This window comes from Siphonobacter sp. BAB-5385, from assembly GCF_002261125.1.
Taxonomy (GTDB): Bacteria; Bacteroidota; Bacteroidia; order Cytophagales; family Spirosomataceae; genus Siphonobacter.
The window spans coordinates 1-15,341 of sequence record NZ_NMPS01000225.1; the positions used below are offsets into that span (position 1 = coordinate 1).

Annotated in this window: 11 protein-coding genes and 1 pseudogene; 4 read left to right on the plus strand and 8 right to left on the minus strand. The window is 40.2% G+C overall.

The annotated features are described in order from the left end of the window. The 3 genes from BWI93_RS23990 to BWI93_RS24000 form a co-directional block, all read left to right on the plus strand. The coding region (locus BWI93_RS23990) for a recombinase family protein (RefSeq protein ID WP_255158044.1) at nucleotides 1-397 on the plus strand (397 nt) is incomplete at its 5' end. A gap of 26 nt (nucleotides 398-423) precedes the next feature. Then, nucleotides 424-909, plus strand: a complete 486-nt coding sequence (locus tag BWI93_RS23995) for a hypothetical protein (RefSeq protein ID WP_094816165.1) — start codon at nucleotides 424-426, stop codon at nucleotides 907-909. A 21-nt stretch (nucleotides 910-930) separates the two neighbouring features. Next, the gene (locus BWI93_RS24000; RefSeq protein WP_094816168.1) at nucleotides 931-1,425 is read left to right on the plus strand and encodes a hypothetical protein; all 495 of its coding nucleotides are present in this window, start codon (nucleotides 931-933) and stop codon (nucleotides 1,423-1,425) included. Between the two features lie 704 nt (nucleotides 1,426-2,129). On the opposite strand, the pseudogene brxL reads toward BWI93_RS24000, so the two are convergent. The 8 genes and pseudogenes from brxL to BWI93_RS29830 all read right to left on the minus strand — a co-directional run bounded on the left by brxL (nucleotide 2,130) and on the right by BWI93_RS29830 (nucleotide 14,947). Further along, nucleotides 2,130-4,147 (minus strand): annotated as a pseudogene (gene brxL / locus BWI93_RS24005) (BREX system Lon protease-like protein BrxL). Between the two features lie 2 nt (nucleotides 4,148-4,149). Beyond that, a complete protein-coding gene (locus BWI93_RS28370) occupies nucleotides 4,150-4,995 on the minus strand; it encodes a PglZ domain-containing protein (RefSeq protein WP_217902341.1) in 846 nt (281 codons plus the stop codon). Then, nucleotides 4,992-6,653 carry a BREX-1 system phosphatase PglZ type A gene (gene pglZ, locus BWI93_RS24010; protein WP_217902342.1) on the minus strand — a complete coding sequence of 554 codons (1,662 nt, stop codon included), beginning with the start codon at nucleotides 6,651-6,653 and terminating at the stop codon, nucleotides 4,992-4,994. The genes BWI93_RS28370 and pglZ overlap by 4 nt, the downstream gene beginning before the upstream one ends. Beyond that, the gene (gene pglX / locus BWI93_RS24015; RefSeq protein ID WP_094816170.1) at nucleotides 6,650-10,096 is read right to left on the minus strand and encodes a BREX-1 system adenine-specific DNA-methyltransferase PglX; all 3,447 of its coding nucleotides are present in this window, start codon (nucleotides 10,094-10,096) and stop codon (nucleotides 6,650-6,652) included. Before pglX ends, pglZ begins: the two co-directional genes overlap by 4 nt. A 15-nt stretch (nucleotides 10,097-10,111) precedes the next feature. Beyond that, on the minus strand, nucleotides 10,112-13,609 hold the full coding sequence (brxC, locus tag BWI93_RS24020; protein WP_094816172.1) for a BREX system P-loop protein BrxC: 3,498 nt from the start codon (nucleotides 13,607-13,609) through the stop codon (nucleotides 10,112-10,114). Further along, nucleotides 13,606-14,184: a DUF1788 domain-containing protein gene (locus BWI93_RS24025; RefSeq protein ID WP_094816174.1), complete on the minus strand. Its 579-nt coding sequence runs from the start codon at nucleotides 14,182-14,184 to the stop codon at nucleotides 13,606-13,608. Before BWI93_RS24025 ends, brxC begins: the two co-directional genes overlap by 4 nt. Then, nucleotides 14,181-14,765: a BrxA family protein gene (locus tag BWI93_RS24030; RefSeq protein ID WP_176454313.1), complete on the minus strand. Its 585-nt coding sequence runs from the start codon at nucleotides 14,763-14,765 to the stop codon at nucleotides 14,181-14,183. The genes BWI93_RS24025 and BWI93_RS24030 overlap by 4 nt, the downstream gene beginning before the upstream one ends. A 5-nt stretch (nucleotides 14,766-14,770) precedes the next feature. Next, on the minus strand, nucleotides 14,771-14,947 hold the full coding sequence (locus BWI93_RS29830; RefSeq protein WP_094816178.1) for a helix-turn-helix domain-containing protein: 177 nt from the start codon (nucleotides 14,945-14,947) through the stop codon (nucleotides 14,771-14,773). A gap of 203 nt (nucleotides 14,948-15,150) precedes the next feature. On the opposite strand from BWI93_RS29830, the gene BWI93_RS27955 reads away from it, so the two are divergent. Then, nucleotides 15,151-15,309: a hypothetical protein gene (locus BWI93_RS27955; protein ID WP_176454314.1), complete on the plus strand. Its 159-nt coding sequence runs from the start codon at nucleotides 15,151-15,153 to the stop codon at nucleotides 15,307-15,309. The last annotated feature ends 32 nt before the right edge of the window (nucleotides 15,310-15,341 follow it).

Genomic DNA, 15,341 nt, shown 5'->3' on the forward strand with positions numbered 1-15,341 from the left:
TGTCTTTACCCTTCGGGACTCGGGAGTAAACTTCGTGTGCTGTGATATGCCAGAGGCCAACACCTTAACTATTGGTATCCTGGCCACGATGGCTCAATACGAACGGGAGCTCATTGCGGATTGGACTAAGAAAGCATTGGCTGAGAAAAAGAAGCGAGGCTTTGTGTTGGGTACTCCGGCTAACTTAACGGAGCCGGCTAAACGCAAGGAACGCTACATAGTCAGCTCAATGCTCAGGCCGATCAAAACAATCGGAGGGCGGGAGCTTTCGCTAAGAAGCTGCGGGATTTTGGCTACAGCTGGGCTGAGATTACAAGGCAACTCAATGCCAATGGTTTTACTACTCGTAATGGGGGAAGCTTTCAGATTGTGCAGGTACAACGAGTTGTTAAATTGATGGGCTAATCATAACTACCTCAAAATATGGATCATCATTACTTTGAAGAACTGGATTTTAATACATTAAGTCATTTGCAAGTAGGAAGAATTGGAGAGTACTGGGTGAAAATCTGGCTCACGATGGCTGGCTTCGAGGTCTACTACAATGATGTGGATGATCGAGGGATTGATTTTGTCCTTCGTCTTGATCACGAAAAACATATTGATGTGCAGGTAAAAACTGTGCGAGGCACCAATTGCTACGTATTTGTAACGAAGAAGTCCTGGAATCATACCTTACGCAATAATCTCTACCTTGCCTTAGTAGTGTTGAGCAATCATGAACTCCCATCAATCTATCTGATTCCATCAAAGGTCTTTGAACAACCCAATGAACTGTTCAAGGATCGGAACTATGGCCAGGAAGGACAAAAGAGCTTGCCCGAGTGGGGTATTTCACTTTCGACTAAGACACTTTCTTTGCTTGAACCCTACCGAGTGAAAAACTTCAAACGTGCTTTCAATCCTTAATCTTCCTTAACAACTTCCCTTATGAGTACCGTAGAAACCACACGATTACAGGAATACATTCGCCTAGCCTGGGAAAATCATATCCCTACAGCTTATCAAAAAGGGCAGATTTGCTCCGAACGTCATTTACAATCACTTCTCTACCACCATCTGCTGAATATTCTTCCTCAGGTTTACGTAGTTTGGGTTGAGCCTAACATCGCCAGCGGCCGATTTCCAGATCTATTGATTACGCTGGGCCAGCAAGTGGTTGCTTTAATAGAATTGAAATTTATGCCAAGTTCTTACGCGTTACTCACGGATGGCGAAAAACTGAAAATGGAGTATGAAGCTTTTCCCCTTCAACTTGATCCGGCAACGGGACAACGCACCTCGGACCGGTATGAATGTACTCCAGATACGCTTAAAGTATTTGGGGTGGTAGGTAGGATGGGCTCTCATGCCCTAACTGAAAAACCCTGGGAGTATATGGATGAGAAATGGATGCTCTTGCAAACAACGGGTAGAACTAGTTAGGCTCACATTAGACATGATTTTGCGGGATCCTAGTTTAAAATAGGCAATTTGAAATGATATGGAAGAATGCTGTCACATGGAAGGTTTAATGCATCAAACTAGCCTACTATAAACTTGACTAATAGATAGAATAAGAGTGTTCCTAAATTACCAGAATACTATTCTGTTAATTTAGGAAGGAAATAAACATTTGATTATAATACATACAAGTCATTGCTGTACATATTTCTAATTTACATGAAATACCAGTATCGAAAATACGGGCCTTTGCTTCTTTTTAGGGCTTCTCAAGCAATAATAGAGAAACTTTAGAACTAATCGTTGACTATGGATAAATTTACGTACTATTGCTCTAATCCCTTAAAGTGATTAGCAGATAGCACGTGAGTTTTATTTAGCGACCTTCCTTCATAAATTAACGTCTATGGAAATGTCTTTATTGGGAAAGAAGAGTAGGCTATAAATCATTACTTTAAGTCAGGAGTAACTTTGACAAGAAAAGAGCGGAAAGGATAGAAACCATAAAACTTGCTCTTGTAAAGTATATTATAAAATATAGGGATATATTCAAATATCTTTTTCAAGTCACAGCCTGCATGATATTCTTACGTGCCATCTTGACCTAAAGCTTTGATTAGTATATCCATATAATTTATAATCGTTATTATTAGTTTACTATCAAAATTCTATTTATATTATAGAATTTAAACTTTTATATATGTAATCTCACAAGCTTTACACTGTCGTTTTTCTTGAATAAATTCGCTAAGGTCAAACCAGCCATTAGTCTTTTGCCATATATCCAATCCTCGGCCAAGCACAATCTTCCATCCATTATCAAGAACAATAGATCGGTCATGAATAGAGTCCTTAAATTCGAAATCGAACGTGACGCCTATCGATTCCAAACTATATTCAAGTTGCTCTAATTTTTCCTTAAAACTTTCAATGTATTCTTCAGCATTTACAGTTATGAGGTGGATTGTTACTTCTTGATTAGTCTGTATTTTTTTGTGACGAGTTTGACAAACTCCATGAAATTGCGAAACTGATAAGGTAAGCGTATATAAGGGTCAGTAACGGTAATTTGTGTGCTGTCTTTAAGGTAATCGCCAAATAGTTTATCGTAAGAAACGCCCGTCTGATTATCCCTTAAAATAACCTGTCCTGCTTTCAGTTCTTTTCGAATTTCTTTTAGAGATTGTTGCTGTAAAATAGATTCAGCTGCTTGTTCAATCGTATCTTCTGGCTCAAGAATGGATGCTCTACCATATTGAACGTCTTCGAGTGTTTCAACGACATTTTTTTCGCCCGTTTCACGATCCGAATAGCTGAAATCTACCCTTTCAAAGGTTTCATCCATTTTCTGGAGCTGTTTTTTTACACGCTTTCTACATTCAATAGCGAAATCCAAAATTTCTTTAGCTTCCTCCTTATTAAATTTTCCGTCTGGATAAATAACTTTGATTAGTCCAGAGAATGTCTTTGAAATCCCGTCTTTATCTCGTGTTGTAATCGAATTGGATAGCTCAAAAAACGGTTTGTAATCGTTCATACGATCTTCTTTCCGCAGATCCTTGAGAATTTCAGCCAAGTAATCGACAATAAAACCATAGTCCGAAGTAAACATGTCATTCCTTAACTTCTGAACTTCCCAGCCGGGTACGTATGCATGAATACGGTCTAAAAATGCGGTGTCGTAATAGTCCTTAGGCAGCGCATCAAACAGATTGCTGTGTTTGAGCATGTAATTAACTGTGTGATCCGTGTTGCCCACAAATACCATGGATGCGGATGCACCATAGACTGAAGTACCCCTGGAAAAGGATTTGTTGGCCATGTAGTTCTTCATGATATCCACCAGCCCACGATCCGTTTTCTTGGTTTTTCCGGCAAATTCATCATACGATATTACATCCCAAAAACCTACCAATCCTATGGCTCCGTTACTGTTGTTAACGAACAGTTTTGCTTTCGTTACTTCACCGCCCGATAGCAGAATACCATGTGGTGACAGTTCCGAAAAAACGTGAGATTTACCCGTTCCTTTCGGCCCCAGTTCAATAAGGTTGTAGTTGTTTTCTACAAAGGGTACCAGCCGTGTCAGTTGCAATAATTTAGTCCTGAATGAAAATTCGTCTGGATTAAGGCCCATTGTTTGAATGAGTAAATCTATCCACTCATTCTTTGTGAATTGCTGACGAGTCCCTTTGTACTCCTCTAAATCTACGTTGGAAATCTGGATTGGCTTGATGCTGTCAACTATCCAGGGTGTCGAATTTTTCTCGTCCGTTCGCAAATAGCCCATGGTGAGAATACACCACACACCTTCGGTTAAAAGTTTGGGATAATTTCTGATCACATCATCTGAAACCGGAACTTTGTTTAAACCCAGATTGGCAAAATTCGCTTCGTACTGATCTTCCTTATCATTGAGTTTAACCGAAATCTTATCAATAATTCTGTGAGAACCTTTTTCCCGAATCGTTGATTTTACAATCTGAGCCTGATCCCGGTGTACAAAGTGATTAGAAATTACACTTTTCACCTGTTGAATTCCATGTTCGATCGTAGCATCATCATCTGTAGCACAATATTGGCCCAGCAAATATTCTAGCACATAGGTAGGCACAATGGCATTTCCCTTCACCAGCTTGGTAAGATCCTTACGAACTACCTTACCTGGAAAATGCGTGTTAATTTTTTTATCCAACTCTTTCATTTTTAAAAATCGTCAAAGTCGTTGGTGAAAGATATGTTTACGGTAAACTTATACTCTTTGTATTTTTTCCACTTCACTGTCCCCTCTATAGGCTCTTTCAGTATTAGTGAAACCTGTTTATTTCTATATTTCGAACTCGCCTTGCTGCTAAGTACGAATTTGTGTTTCACTTCTCGTTGCCGCTCACTGCCTTCTGCAAAGTCAAATTGATATTTGAATAAGTCGCTCAATAATTCTTCCTCTTGGTCGTCACTATATATTCCCACCTGTATTTGACGTGGAAGAACGTTTTCAGATATTAGTTCGGATTGGATAAATGAAACGGAAAGAAGATTGGTGGTGATGCGGTCGGTGGCTTGGATGATGTCTACATCGACTTGCCGCGTCGTATTTTCCCGTGTTTTTGAAACCTTGATCAGTGGAACGACGATTTCCTGAAGTGTGGCTCCTCCATGTACATATCGGGATCCTGCTCCTTTGATACGCAACCGGTTAATCGATTTTGGTATTAATGCCATTACGTCTCCGCTTAGATTGAGTTGGTTGGCTGTAAATGCTTTTGTGGATTTATCACCTGTCAGGTTTTTCCCAAGTACAAACCGCCTGTTTTCTTTCCAAATTTCACCGCTGTGAACTGACGTTGTGAAATCGCTTTCGTCAAGGGCGTGATGCTGGTAAATAAATCCATGATCTGCCGTAATCAGGATATTCTGACCATTCATGTTTCCGATTTTCTTGACCAGGTCTATTAAAAATTTGATTTCATCTTCCACACCTTCAAACACGGTGTCTTCTGACATTTTATCATCACCACGCTTGTCTATGATGTTGTGATAAATGTATATCAAGTCATAGTTTTTAACGAATTCCCGCCCTCCTGTACGGAATTTTTTGCCATAAACTCTTCTGCTTGAATAGCGGTGGCTCGTACATCCGAATTCGTTTCCAACACTTTAGAACGACCCTGTATACCTAAGCTCGCCATACCGTCTACCAATACCGTATCGGAATTGGTCTGGAGTGAAAGCGTATTTGTCACTGGGAGCATAGCCGCCATTCCTAGCTGTGTGTAGGAGGGGAGCGTACTGATCAAAGGCTCTATTGAAGCCAAGTATTTGTTTTCTGATAGAAGTCTTGCTGTGAGTTCTTGTCCGCATTCAAAACGCAACGCGTCGGATATTACTACAAAAAGCCGCTGTCTTTTATCCAGAAACGGTTTTACCTGATTCTTAAAGAACAATTGCTGACTATTCAATTTCTGATTTGGCCATGCGTCCAGCTCATCCACCCGCGGCTGCCAGTTGTCGTTATAGTGGAGAAGCCAGTCATTGGAATAAATCTTTTCAATACGATCATACAATTCCGAAAGCACTCGGTTCTGATTCGATGCCCGATAGTGGAAAATGAATTTCCTGTACGATTGATCTACTTTGTACAGGTTTTGTGCATAGTCTTTTACCCCTTCTTCAAAAGTGGCATACTTCGTGTCTGCGTGTTTTTTGACAAGCGCGATCAAATCGGAACCGTGCCATAAAGCCTGATACAGTTCTTCGAGTTCACGGTACCAAAATTTGTTTTCGCGTCTTTTGATGATTCCGTTGAGCTTGTCCGAGGCTATGGTCTGTTCGATTACAGCCTTTTGCATCGTATGTATAATTTTCAGGTCGGTGAGCTTGAACAACTCGTCATCTGCGATTTCATCTAGTGTTGCATTTTGAAGTTTTGCTGCAATAGGTAATTCTTCTGAAATTTTTTGCGATATAACATGATAGCTGCCACGGAATTGAATGGAATCCCGCCATTGCGAAAGCAAAAGCCGGGACTCTTTTGAAATGGCGGTAACTCTGCCAAGTGCAAAATTCCGTTCAAATACTTCAATCAGGAATTCAAATATCGAAGGTTTGTCTGACTGATATCCGTAGATTTTTCCAATCTCTTTCCAGTAAACCTTTTCCAGATTGTAACGTTTCAACTCCTTGTCCAGCCGCTCGTTTCCGTCGGAAAATGTGGCGGTGTGGGCCAGAACAAATGAAGATAATTGGTAATTAAAAACACCGAAAACGATTGACAGCATTTTGTACCTGATCTCGTCATGCGTGTCGTTGGCAGTTCCAAGTTCTTTTAGTTTGGTGCGCCGTTCTTTGGACTTGAAAAATTCCAGATGCTCTGTTACGAGATCTCTGAAATGGTAACCCAGCTCCATTTCCTGTAAAAACAATGCTTCCTGATCTGTTTGCAGCACATGGTGTGCCAGTTCCAGATCCAGGAGCCAGTTGTCTTCATACGCAGGCCGTACCTCCGAAAAGTAAAGCAAGAACTTTTGCTTAGGTTCGGTTTTTACCAGCCTGTATTTGACTTCAAATGGATTCTGCTGCACATGCACCTTTTCAATGCCTTGCAATTGCATCTGCTCAAAATCCTCCGTCATTTCCGACTTCTCGTCATACCAAAATACCAGCCGGTGTTCGTCAAATAGCTTGTAAAGGCTTTCTTCTATTCTGCTCATCGTATCTGCGTGGTATCGATCCAGTCAAATTCCCTAACCTTTTGCTTAGTTACTTTATCGTTGAGTCCTTTGACTTCCTTAATGGCTTTGCCAAATTTATTGTAGTTGACCAGCACGCCGTCATCCAGATCAAAGCCGATACGCTCGCTGGCCAAAGGATACAAAATGTCTCGTTCGTATTCCTGCAATTCCAGTAGTACCAGCTTGATCTTATCCGATTCGCGGGTTGCTTTGTTTTGCTCTACTGGGGATCCAGATACCATCAGGTGTTCCAGGTGGCTCAGCCTTCCACGCAATTTTTCGCGGTATTGGTTAAGGTAATCGTTTAGGATTTTACTCAATGTATCACGGCGGTAGCGATGCATGTAGATCAATACATTGAAAGAGCCCTTGGGTGAAGAGAACATCCAGTAGATTGGGCGTTTTTTGTACCGCTGTATATGATCCGCATAAAAATCCTTCACAAAATATTTACGTATGTCCTTACCCAATGAGGTTTCTACAAAAGCCAGGTTTTTTGCAAAATTTTGAGTCCCGAATGAGGCTTTCAAAAACGCATAAAACCGCCCAACGATATCATCTTCAAACCATTCTTCATCCAATACTGGAATTACATTATCCGCGTCAGGAACAAAGGATAAACCCGCTTCTGATTTCTGTACTTTGGTGAGGAAATCTTCCAGAGTTTCGCCTTGATTGGCGAGGATCAATCCTTCCTGATCCAGCGAATATCTGCCAAACATGCAGCCCACTGCATAGCTCACAAACTGAGCGATTACTTCCTGCTGATCAAATACTAGTTGCCCGTTGACAATTTTGGTTTCCTGTTGTAAAATGGTAATTTCATCCAACGGAACGTCAGGCGTCATTTCTTTCTGCAAACCATATATTTCAATAAGTTGCCGGTTGAGCTCTTGTTCGTTTTTATGCAATTGGAAAAATTTATTTGTCCAGTATTGTTTGTATAGATTGTAGGACTCTTCAATATCAAATCCTCTATTTTTCAAAATTGCATTTTCTTTAAAATTCCAAGATTTTTCGGTAGAATCCCAATCTGTTTTAGAGCAGTTAACTAACTGCTCAACAATATTTAGTTGCTCACTTGATAAAATTTCAACAAATGGGATTTTGGCGAGCTCACCACTTGTGAAACTAAGTGTTGGGCACAAGACTTCTAAAAAGTGATTTGAGATAACCGAGCTCATCACACCAAGTGCGGATAATACGATCTTTGGGTCTTCTGAAAATCCACATCTTCCAGTATCATCAAAAATAAATCCTGCTGGCCTTGCACGGGCGGCAAATTTACCGGAGCTAATTTTAGACCATGTAATTCCAGATTTAAAGTAAAATGCTTCATTTCTAACGGCTGAACGAACTTTACCATTTGCAAATCGGTAATTTCTTATTGCATTCCCGTCATCGAGCCAATTTATTACAACTTCATGATTTCCAAACCATTTCCTGAAATCACCTCCACTATGGCAGGGATACCATTTTTTATTATTTGTTCTGGTTTCTTTAAGGTTGCTGGTATTGAAACTGATATTTTTGTTTTCTATTTCATACCACTTTCTTTGAAAAATTGTATTGTCCCCTGTTGACAACCCAGCCTTTAGCGAAAGCTCCTCTCCCAACAATTTGTTTTTTAGGAAGGAATCTATTGCATTCTCGCTCAACCAATACCCAATTGGGGCACCCGGTATTTTTTCAAAGTCCTTTTGATTAGCCGTATAAAACCATCCACATTTCGGATTTTGAATGGCCTCACGCGTTTTGGGTGCCTGGTTTTGGCTTCCTTTAAAATCCGATAATCTTATATATGAGCCTTTAGCTTTATCAACAAACTTGTTCCTTAGAGTAAATGTACATATCGGAACAGTTGCTCCATCAAAGCCAGAATACTCAAGTTGAATAAGTGAGTGGACAACATGTTTATTTATCAGTGTTGACCTTAATTTTTCATAGGAAGAGATAAACATCCATACAAAAGGAGTCATATAGCCTGTGAAACCATCTTCTTTACAAAATTCTAAGCAACGTAAGATAAAAGTTGCAAATAAATCAGACTTTGTTTCAGGCCAGGTTTTCTCAACGTATTGCTTTAAAGATCCTTCCATGCGCGAAGAAGATATGTATGGAGGATTAGTTACAACTACGTCATATTTTGTGCTGAGTAAATTATAGAGATGCTTTAAATATTGCTCGCCCTCTGCAAATAGCGATCCTTCATAAATGGTTTTTGCATTTGCTTCTTCTTGTGATATTCGAATTAGTGATCCTAATACGGTTGCATTTTTAAAATTGCTGTCTGATTTAAAATCTGTGTAATAAAAAATGTTAGGGCTGAAATTATTTTTTTCTACCGATCTGAAAAATCTGCGATAGTATTGTCTTCCTTTCATCATCAAAACCAAAGAAGCCATTTGAGCAGCTCTGGGATCAATATCAACACCAAATAAATTGTTGCGAATGATTAGCTCAGGGATTTCTGAATTAGAATATCCTTGTTCTTCATACGCTTTGTAGAATACGTCGAAAGCATAAGATAAAATGTGTCCAGACCCTACACAGGGCTCAAAGAATTTTATCTCTTCTATTCTTTTTGATTCTCTTTTGGCAACAATGTTAGAATACTCGGGTTTTATGTAGAATTCTAAAGACTCATTAATTTTTGAGTTTGGGAATAATTCTAAAATCAATTGTCCTAATGTATTATCTACCATGTACTGGACAATCCACTTTGGTGTAAACAGCTGTGATGCAGGGGCTAACTCTTCTTTTTTGTATACTTTTTTTGATGAAATTAGTTTTTCATTCAGTTCAGCAACATAAAACTGATACAGCCAGCCAATAATCTCCACCTCGTTACAATCTTCAACCGACATGCCTGTGCACACATCATGCACAATGGAAAACTCGGAGGTAAGATCGTCCGGAATTAGCAAATCCGTGTAATCATCAATCCGTTCAAACAGAAAGGGTAGTGCCTTATGCAAATGGTTGCAGGCTGCAATGAGTAACAATTTGTATACCTCATTTTGGGGGTTTGCACTCGGAATTTTTCCATTCAGCAGTTCATGTATCCGCGAGGTATCCACAGGCAGTTCGGTATGTAATTGCCCGGATTTGGCTTCTTCCAGTATTTCGGGTGTGGTAAATCCGTCACGGGGCGTTACCACCCGTATGCCAATGGGCTGGTAGTCATTCGCATCCATAAAGCGCAGTGCCATCAACCTGTTGAACCAGGTATACGCCACTTTTTCAACCACCTGCTCACGGGAGGTACGGGCTATTTCATCGTTCAGCTTTTTTACTTGTGCTGCTCTTTCCCGTAACTCGGCAGAGTCGGCCCCGAGAACATAATCAAGCCGGCTTCCTACCTGTGTTATCAGCTTTTTACGCGCTTCCTGAGCAAATTTTTTGAGGGAATTGGTATTCATTTGTATTGGATGTATCTATAAGGAAATTCTTTTATTTTCTCTGATCTGGCTTATCAACCCTGCACGTAAGGCCTGGATATACTCTTCTACATCCGCTTCGCTTCTTAGCTCACGTTTGTCAAATTGCAGTTTAACCGACGACGTGCGAATATATTCCACCTCGGGTTCTGCCACTTTACCAGGCATGACAACGACAGGTTTGGCAAGGCGTTGGATCTCATTTAACTGACTGGTGAGTAAAGTGCCTTTTATTCGCTGACGAGTGTCCCGTATATTCCCAATGTACCGTCGATCGGGCAATTTGTTTTTTTCATCTTGAAGTGGGGCTAATATCCGTTGTTGGTCGTTAACTTCCAGTTGTGCAAATTCCTCCGAACTTTGTAACTGCTGCATAGCCTCAGCGATATTCTCCAGGGTTTGCGCCCGTTCAGACTTAATTTTGGCCAGCACTTTTTCCGTTAGTGCATCCTTCGCCGCTTTTGCATCACGCATGGCAGTACCGCGGTAGGGAGCCGGATTGCTTACGAGTGCTTTTAAGGTTTCCAATTCGCTGCCTTCTACGTATTCAAAGTTGGAAGTATCACCATTGAGCGTACTTCTTATGTCATCATAAATCTTCCGCTGATCACTTTTCATAAATGTATTGATCGGGTCTAGCAAGTCTTCACGGATATCAAGCAAATGGTCTTTAAAGTCGTTTACCTGATCAAGCAGCTGACTGTAGTTCTTGGTTGATAACTGACGCAGCGTACTAAGTGGTGTTTCCAGTTGTAAAAGAAAAGGGTAGTCTTTTTTCTGGTTTATAAGCAGGTGGATTTCATCGACAATTACTTTCATTTTCTCCTTAAATGCATTGGCCACCTCTTTACCAACATTATGAGGGCAACTTTCATGAAAAAATTCTGAGTAAAGGATTTTTAAAGCTCTCACCGCTGCGGGGTTTTCTGCCTGCTGAATTTCTACCTGCGTGGTAGCATGGTAGTTGCTGTTAAGAAAAGCACTCAAAGCATCCTTGTTGTCGAGCAGATTGGCATCCTGTTTTAGTTCAATCACACCCCGCTTAAAAAGTTTGGCGGTTATAGTCCACACAGCATTGGGATACCAGCCATAAGGCTTCGAACCGAGTACGTCTTTAAGGTCACTCAATTTTGTCCTGTCCGACCGTTGTTTACGCCTGTTGATGATATTCACTATTTCACTTTCAGCCTCTGTTTGCGTTGGATCATTGTCAAACAGTTCCGATTGTGTGGAATGTATGACCTGTCTGATGCTGTCTTCGGTGTACTGCGTAACACCTAGCATGCGCAGGTTTGGGTAGAAAGTCTTGATTAAATTCTGGAAAGCCAACATTACGCGTGTTCTTCCATCAGAAGTAGCGTTAAGTTCCTGTTTGGATCCATTGATATATACATCAGCCTGAGAGAGAAGTTGATTTGCAATCAATATAAGGTTTCGTCGTCGCTCCTGATTTTGGCTTTGTTTATCTATAATAATACGCTGTTTTTCCTTGGATAGCGTTCCGTTTTGACTTTGTTTAATGTATTTATTAGTTTGAAGAAACAATCTAAGGTCTTTGATGAAAATAGCGTTTTCTGGCAACACCATTTTCATCGTAGGAATACCCATCGTTTGCGATTGAAAGAATACAGGGTTAGCAAAATCCGGATAATCATCGGTAATGATCTCAATGCTAAGTTCTTTATCGCGTCCTATTAATGCTCCGTCCACTCTGGTAGCAAAGTCATAGGACTGGCGGTTATTGCTATAAACCAGCTTATTATCCTTGATGATTTCGTCAAAGAACAAATCCTTTAATTGCTGCGTTTTTGCTTGATCGTCAATATCTACATCCTTAATTTCAGCTTCAATGTCCTTTTCGTCATCCGTTAGGAATTCGTAAGTGTCACCATTGCGTTGGATGTAGTTCTGTGATTCAAGTTGATTTAATGCTCCCTCAATTTGCTTATCATGCTCACGCAAATCGACGTTTATCGCATCGATCATCAATACAGAAATATTCCGTTTCGTGGGTTTGAAACTAGAATAGTACTTGATTAGGAAAAGCGTTTTTAATACCCGGATAGCAAATGAATTGGATAAGTTATTTTCTGCCAGGTTTATCGAGCTTTGAATTTCACCCTTTAACTCGTTTCTTATACCCTGAAACATCAGATCAAACGGCACAAGCGCATTTTCATTCTTATCACTAAGGGATCTGACGACTTGCTGAAATACCCCTAGCATGGATCTTTCACCTACCGAAGTATGCTTTCCTTGAAAAGCATTGTGTGTAGACAACGCCCTTCGGCATTGTTGAAACAGATCAAACTGGTAGGGGAGAAACGGAAACTTGTTCACATAGTCTTTGGCATCGCGAACCCCCTTAAATTGAACGCCGGAATCGGAAAACGAAATCAAGGTATCTAAGTGCGCATGATCCTTTTGGTATATTTCGGTCAGTGCACCAGTATATTCAGGCTTCTTTTTTAATAATCGCTTCTCAATGACTTCATCCACGTTGGCTGATGTCAACGGAATTTTAATCTTGAACCTTGCCTGTATCTTGGAAAAGTCATTTTGTTGACTGCGGTTCATGTCTCCGACCACTTTCTCCATGTCTTCCTGAGAAGTAACAAGAATCCACGATCTCCCTTTAGTTTTGACGGCCAGAGTTTCAGCAATGGTTTGCAGGTTAAGCATCAGTTTGGTATTATCACTGATGTACTGGCCCACTTCATCCACAAAGAAATTGAGCCTAAAATGGGCTCCTTTTGACTGGATATACTCTAGTACCTGTTCGCAAAAATGGTCAATAGATTGTTTACTTTTTTCTTCAATTACGTCGAGAATATCGTAGTAGTCAGAAGCATTTTTGCCATTAATTTCAGCCAAAACTTCTGCGATTGTATCTGTCACCAAGGGATCGAAATAATCCATTCGTGCGGTTTTCCAATCTGACTTGCTTTTTGAATTGAATCGCTGAGTGAACGAACCCAACTGATCATTTTTCTTAAGCCACATTTCAAATTCAGCGACATGAGGCTGGTAGCCGTAAAAGCCAAGGTGGTCGTAAAAGACCTTATAAAATACAGACAAGATGGCGTTTTCATCCGATTTAGATGTGATTTGAGCCTGCTGGTCAATATTGAAAAGGATGGATTCGGAAGGAATTTTGGATGCGGTCAGAATATCCGCTCTCAATATTTCGTCATTATCTATTTTATCTGCGAACAATTCACCGCAAGGATATCCATCTGAGGTCTTGTTTTCCAAAACATAAGAAAGAATCTTCAACAAGTGCGATTTACCACTTCCAAAAAAGCCGGATATCCATACGCCATTGACTCCGGCATAGTCGCAATACATGCTGAAAAGATCCCTTATCTTATTCCCGATTTCCCTAGTAATGACATACTCTGCAACTTCATCGGAGACATTATCTCGGTCATCAGCTTTGATAACGGTTTCAATATTTCTATCGATGGGAAGATCGAAAATTTCTCTAATAATCATGCTTGTATTATTTCAAGGTTGAAAGCTCTGTAATAATTGTCATCTTTCAAGAGATTAAACAGCTTAAGGGAATGTCCGTCGTATTCTCCTGGGTAAAAAAAGATTGTCGGTGCGTTGGTAGCGATTGATTGCAAGTTATTAAGTATGCTGTGCGAACGAATAAATGGAAATACCAGCCCAATACCAGTAACGAAATACAGTTTCGCATCAGAATTCTTTATAAGGCTTTTGATCCTAGGTAATAGTACTTCATGTATATTCAGCGAGGATTGTAGGGCCCTGAGGAATTTTGCGGATCCTTTGGATTTTTCGACGCGAAACATGCGATCCATACTACCCTTTTCTTCCAGAATTTCACAGGCCAGATCGAATAAATTGATTTCCAGAACAGAAATCCCATTCGTTACCAATCTGTTTTTTAGCAAACGGATAGCCTCTTTAATTTTGTTCTCATCAATGGCTTCGTAACGGGAAATAAAAAATGGAATTTCTCCACCCAACGACTCCTTATTCAAAAATTCCTTTTTTGACACCACCTGATATGTGTGTTCAAATTGATGTTGAATGTGGGTCATACCTTTTTCGTGTAGTTCATTATCTGAAAGTCATTGAATAGAAAGACCTCTAACCATTTAGGGTTATCATTTTCAAGTAATTGTATCAACTGAACGTCAAGAAGTTGGTACTGGATCACTTTCTCGTTGACCGAGTTTATTATTCCGCCTTCCGCTAGCATTCGAAAGATCACCTGCTTCACCTTGTCCTCCGTTGACGGGCTTAAATGTTCCAGCTCCTCATGGTCGATCATCTTGCGTCGGTAAAATGATAGATATTCACCTTCGGTTAGATAAAGGTCCATGGTTAGCATTTTCTCACGTACTACCTCTATGACAAACTCTCTAAGAAAGTCATAGAGTTTACAGGCTGAAAGATAGGCCAATTGTCGCCTGAGGATAGAGTCGCCATTCAGTAACGCATCTGTTTGTGCGGGAGTGAGTGTGTCCAACCGCTTCTTGAATTCTTGATTTTTCCGTTTGATAGATGATTTTTTCCCACCGTCACTCACTTCTTCTAATCCCAATTGTCCTTTGAGAAATTGAATCATTTCATTAACATGAAGCGAGCAAGCCGTAAAAGAAAATTCGTACTTTTTCAATTCCATTAACCTATCAGTTCCTTAAGAGGAATATTTAATACTTCACTAATTTTTTCTAAATGCTTTCGGCTAGGAGCTGCTTTGTCTTGAACCCAGTTACTAACAGTCACTTCGGACACCCCTAGTCTCTGAGCCAACCATTTCTGTTTTACTCCTTTAACTTTGAGTAGATCTTTTAGCATAAGCAGTTTAATAAAAATTAAAGTCTAAATTTTGCAAATTAACTACTTCCTGCTCATAGAACAAGATCGTAGCACATTATTTGAATAAGAATATTTGTGATTTTTGTGTAGAGTAAAGCACCTACGGCTCAGTAATGGCTGATGCGGGTTTTTATGTCGTAGTCTATAACCGCCTTAGAGAAGGACGATCAACCGATAGACTTATGTTTGAACAAGCCGTTGAACAGTTCACTTACTTAAAAGGGGAAGTGCTGACTACCTTCACCGATATTGAATCTAGTAAGAAAAATGAGCGACCGCAGCTTCAGGCGGCTATCACTTATTGTAAGGTTCAGGGGCAACCTTACCCATTGCAAAGCTAGATCGACTCACTCGGAACGTCGCTTTTGTCTTT

What these genes read in the sequence shown, in the direction of transcription:
- BWI93_RS23995 (WP_094816165.1), top strand. Translation starts at nt 424, where the DNA reads ATGGATCATCATTACTTTGAAGAACTGGATTTTAATACATTAAGTCAT.
- BWI93_RS24000 (WP_094816168.1), top strand. Translation starts at nt 931, where the DNA reads ATGAGTACCGTAGAAACCACACGATTACAGGAATACATTCGCCTAGCC.
- pglZ (WP_217902342.1), bottom strand. Translation starts at nt 6,653, where the DNA reads ATGAGCAGAATAGAAGAAAGCCTTTACAAGCTATTTGACGAACACCGG.
- pglX (WP_094816170.1), bottom strand. Translation starts at nt 10,096, where the DNA reads ATGAATACCAATTCCCTCAAAAAATTTGCTCAGGAAGCGCGTAAAAAG.
- brxC (WP_094816172.1), bottom strand. Translation starts at nt 13,609, where the DNA reads ATGATTATTAGAGAAATTTTCGATCTTCCCATCGATAGAAATATTGAA.
- BWI93_RS24025 (WP_094816174.1), bottom strand. Translation starts at nt 14,184, where the DNA reads ATGACCCACATTCAACATCAATTTGAACACACATATCAGGTGGTGTCA.
- BWI93_RS29830 (WP_094816178.1), bottom strand. Translation starts at nt 14,947, where the DNA reads ATGCTAAAAGATCTACTCAAAGTTAAAGGAGTAAAACAGAAATGGTTG.
- BWI93_RS27955 (WP_176454314.1), top strand. Translation starts at nt 15,151, where the DNA reads ATGTTTGAACAAGCCGTTGAACAGTTCACTTACTTAAAAGGGGAAGTG.